General features: G+C 66.2%; 4 protein-coding genes. All 4 read left to right on the plus strand.

The features are described from left to right. Positions 1–1,048: SulP family inorganic anion transporter (locus MUO23_07830; protein ID MCJ7512864.1), on the plus strand; the 1,048-nt coding region annotated here is incomplete at its 5' end. A 194-nt stretch (positions 1,049–1,242) separates the two neighbouring features. Further along, on the plus strand, positions 1,243–2,088 hold the full coding sequence (locus tag MUO23_07835; protein MCJ7512865.1) for a YihY/virulence factor BrkB family protein: 846 nt from the start codon (positions 1,243–1,245) through the stop codon (positions 2,086–2,088). Between the two features lie 40 nt (positions 2,089–2,128). After that, entirely contained in the window at positions 2,129–3,532 is a 1,404-nt protein-coding gene (locus tag MUO23_07840; protein ID MCJ7512866.1) for an SH3 domain-containing protein, read from the plus strand. A gap of 115 nt (positions 3,533–3,647) precedes the next feature. Beyond that, on the plus strand, positions 3,648–4,034 hold a 387-nt coding region (locus MUO23_07845), incomplete at its 3' end, for an META domain-containing protein (GenBank protein MCJ7512867.1).

The raw sequence follows: 4,034 nt of genomic DNA on the forward strand, positions 1-4,034 counted from the left end.
CAAGGGCGTGGCGGTCGTCGGCAGCGTTCCACGGGGCCTGCCTAGTCTGGAATTCCCTCGATTCAGCCTCGCCGACTTTACGGCCCTACTGGCAGGGGCCTTCTCCATCGCCTTCCTGGCAATGGGCGAGACCGTGGGCATGGGCCGTGCCTTTGCCCTGAAACACCACTACGATCTGGACTCGGACCAGGAGCTCCTGGGCCTGGGGGTGGCCAACATCGGGACAAGCCTCTTCCAGGGATTCGCGGTGGACGGCAGCATGTCGACGTCGGCCACGGCGGAAGCCTCGGGCGGGAAGACCCAGCTCACCGGGCTGATGTCTGCCGGATTCGTGCTGCTGACGCTGCTGTTCCTGGCCCCGCTCTTTGCGTTCGTGCCTCAGGCAGTGCTCGGGGCGCTGGTCGTCAACTCCGTCATTGGCCTAGTCAATGTACCGGCCCTGCGCGAGCTGTACGCCCAGCGGCGGCGGGATTTCCTGCTTGCCATGGCAGCCTTGATCGGCATCCTGTTCTCGGATGTCATGGTTGGCCTGACGCTGGCGGTCTGGCTCTCGCTGATCATCGTACTCTACTCGGCCTCCCGGCCGTCGCTGGCTATCCTGGGTGAGATGCCGGAGAAGCCAGGGGCTTTCGGCGACATCGCACGCCACCCGGAGTGTCTCGAGATCCCGGGCCTGCTGATTCTGCGCATCGATTCTGCGCTGTACTACTTCAACGTCAACTTCGTGGCGCGCATGATTCGGGACCGGGTCAGCGCCCGGCAGGAGAGCATCAACACGCTCCTGCTGGATGTGGGAGCCACCTCCGATCTGGACCTGACCACCATCGATGGAATGCAGGCCCTGATGTCCCAGTTGAATGAGCGCGGGGTCGGAGTGATGTTCGCCCAAGTGCGGGGAGGGGTTCGGGAGCGCTTGCGGCGGGTAGGAGCTCGAGAAGAGCTCTACGCCAGCTTCTTTCCTACCGTGGCGTATGCCGTGGAGGTCTTCGTGCAGCGAGCCGCCGGACGGAGTGTGCCCCCCACGGCCAAGCAGGATGCGCCAGACTAGCCAGCAGGGCGCACCAGGGCTCCGAAGTCAGTCGGCGTCGAGCCAGTCGCTAGGGGGGCTCTCGCTCCACCCAGCCGTATAGGGCGAGGTGGGCGGGCGGCACGGGTCCCTGGCAGGTTTCGGTGTGCTCCACCGAGCCGGGCAGTTGGGACTCGTTGGCAGCGAAATCCCCTCGGCCCTCAAGGAATGATTCAGTGCTAGCTTCCTTCCGGTCCCTGCTCGTTCTCGTCCACTCTTCCTGGGTTCGGGAACGCCACACCTTGCTGGCGGCCGCGCTGGCGTACTATGGCTTCTTTGCCCTGGCGCCGGTCATCTTCATCGCCTTCATGGTTGCGGGGGCATTTGTCGAGCAGGGGCTTGTCGCCGGCCGGATCTACGCCTTGATCGAAGGGGTTCTCGGGGCTGCTGCCTCGGAGTGGGTTGAAGTAGCCGTGTCGTCCATTGAGAAACCCTCCGAGGCTGGGTCGGTGATTGCGTTCGTGATCAGCGCCGGCGCGCTGTTGTGGGCGGCGACCGGCCTGTTTGTCAACCTGCAGAATGCTCTGGATACGATCTGGGGCGTGCCCTCGCCGGCCAGTACGCCATCACTTCACTTCCTTCGGCAGAGGCTGACGGCCTTTCTGATGGTCGTCCTGGCCGGACTTGGCCTGGTCCTGGCGGCGCTGCTGAGCTTGATCGCCGCCGGCCTCGACGCTCGCCTCAAGCTGCCGTTCTCGCTGGGGGCTGCGGGCGCGCTGGGATTTGTCGGGCTGGCCTGGCTTGCCTTCACGCTCATCTTCAAGTTCCTCCCTCGCACCTCGATTCACTGGAGGGATGTCTGGCTCGGTGGTATCCTGACCGCAGGGCTGGTCACCCTGGGAGGGATTGCGCTTTCCTGGTTCCTGCGAAGCGGTGTGCTGTCCACGCCGCTGGGCGCAGCCGGGGCCTACGTGGTCGTGTTGACGAGCATGTACTACGCGGCCCAGGCTTTCCTCATGGGCGCGCTGTTCACCAGGGTGTACGCGTCGATGTTCGGCTCGAGGAGATCCAAGCTATCGTGATCTCTTGGAGATACTCAACCACCTTAGGAGGGTGCTGGATATGAACTCACAAAAGGAGACAACGGGTAGAGGGCGGCTGCGCTGGGCCTTCGGGATTGCACTTTGGTTGGTGCTCGGCATGCTGCTAGCCGCGTGCGGCGGGGGTGCAACCCCCACCCAGCCGCCGATCGTGCCGCCGACGGAGCCAGTGCTGGTGCCGACGGCGGTTCCACCTGTAAGCCCGGCGCCAGGCCCAACCGCCATGCCGCTCGAGGCCCAGCCGGTCGTTCCCACGGCCCAGGAAGGACAACCCTCGGCCGTCGCCAACTACAACACCTGGATCTATGGTGGGCCCGGCCCAGACTACGTTGTCTACGCCGCCTTCTTGGGGGCGAACACGGCTCAGGTCGTTGGCAAGACCCAGGACGGCCTGTGGTGGGCCATCAGCGTCCCGGCCGCGCCCAGCCAGAACGGCTGGGTTGAAGGCAGCTGGGTCACCGTATCCAACGTCGACAACGTTTCAGTGCTTCCAGCTCCTCCTGTCCCGCCGACCACGGATCTCGTGCCGCCGGCAGCTGGCGATCCGCAGGCCACCGCCCTGGTGAACACCTATGTCCGCTCCGGCCCGGGCGGGACTTACCCGGCCTACGGCGTGGCGCCCGCCGGGGCGACGGCGCGGGTGATCGGCAGGAGCTCGGACGGTGCATGGTGGGTCGTCCGGCTGGATCCGTCAAAGGTGGGCGCCGGGTACGGGTGGGTGAGTGCGTCCACCGTCCAGGCAAGCAATGTCGACTCGATCCCGGTGATCGAGGCTCCCCCGGCGCCACCGACGGTGCCGCCGTCAGCGCCTCCGGCAGGCGCGGCCGCGGCCACCGCCAGCGACTATGTCTACGTCCGCTCGGGCGCTGGGACCTGCTTCGCGGCCTATGGCGTTGCGCCTCCAGGATCGACGGGTGAGATCGCCGGCAAGAGCTCGGATGGGCAGTGGTGGCAGGTGAAGATCCCGGCCGAGTTCGCGGCCAGCGGCGCGGGCTGGGTCAGCGCCGCCTACGTGACGACCGCCAACACCGGGAATGTCCCGGCGGTCACGACGGAGCCCTGCGCCGAGGTGCCTGTGCCTCCCCCGGGAACGTACGCCTGCTATCTGCAGTCGCAGACTCCGGCGGACTACTCGGCCATGGCACCCGACACGGACTTCACCATGACCTGGGTCCTGTCGAATACGAGCACCGAGACCTGGTCCAACGGCGTGCTGGAGTTCATCCAGTCCGGTTCCGGTGGTGACCTGCACACCGGATCCGACACGATCGGCTTGGCGAGCGAAGTTGCACCCGGCGGCAGCACCACCGCCGCGGTTCCGGGGCGGACCGCGGGGAGCACCGGGAGCTACGGCGAACTGTGGCAGATCCTGTCGGGGGACAAGACGGTCTGCGAGTTCTGGATGATCGTCAACGTCGTCGAATGACGTGAACCTCTCCCGCCGGGGCCGTGAAGACGCGCGGTTCGAGGCCCCGGCGGGAACTCTGTTCGGATGGAGCACGTCTCCTCCGACAACACCATGATGGAGGCAGCAGGCCAAGATGAGCAAGCTAGCACGATTGAGTTCTCTGGCGGCCGGCGGGCTGCTCCTGGCCGTCGGCTTGGCGGGCTGCGCGACGGTCCCTGGCGGCGGGACCACCGGTGGGACGGCGGTCGCTCTTGAGGGCCCGTTCTGGATCCTTGAGAGCTACGCTGACCCCCAAGGCGGGACCCACAACGTCCTGCCGCGAACGCAGGTCACTGCGATCTTCGAAGAGGGGAAGATCTCTGGCAGTGACGGCTGCAACAGCTATTTCGGGGTGTATCAGTTGGACGGCTCAAAGCTGGCCATCCAGCCCCAGGGGTCGACCATGATGGCCTGCCCCGAGTTGGTCACGGCCCAGGCTGAGGCCTTCACCGCGGGTCTCGGCTCCACCTCGACGTTCACC

The organism is Anaerolineales bacterium (assembly GCA_022866145.1).
GTDB lineage: Bacteria > Chloroflexota > Anaerolineae > Anaerolineales > E44-bin32 > PFL42.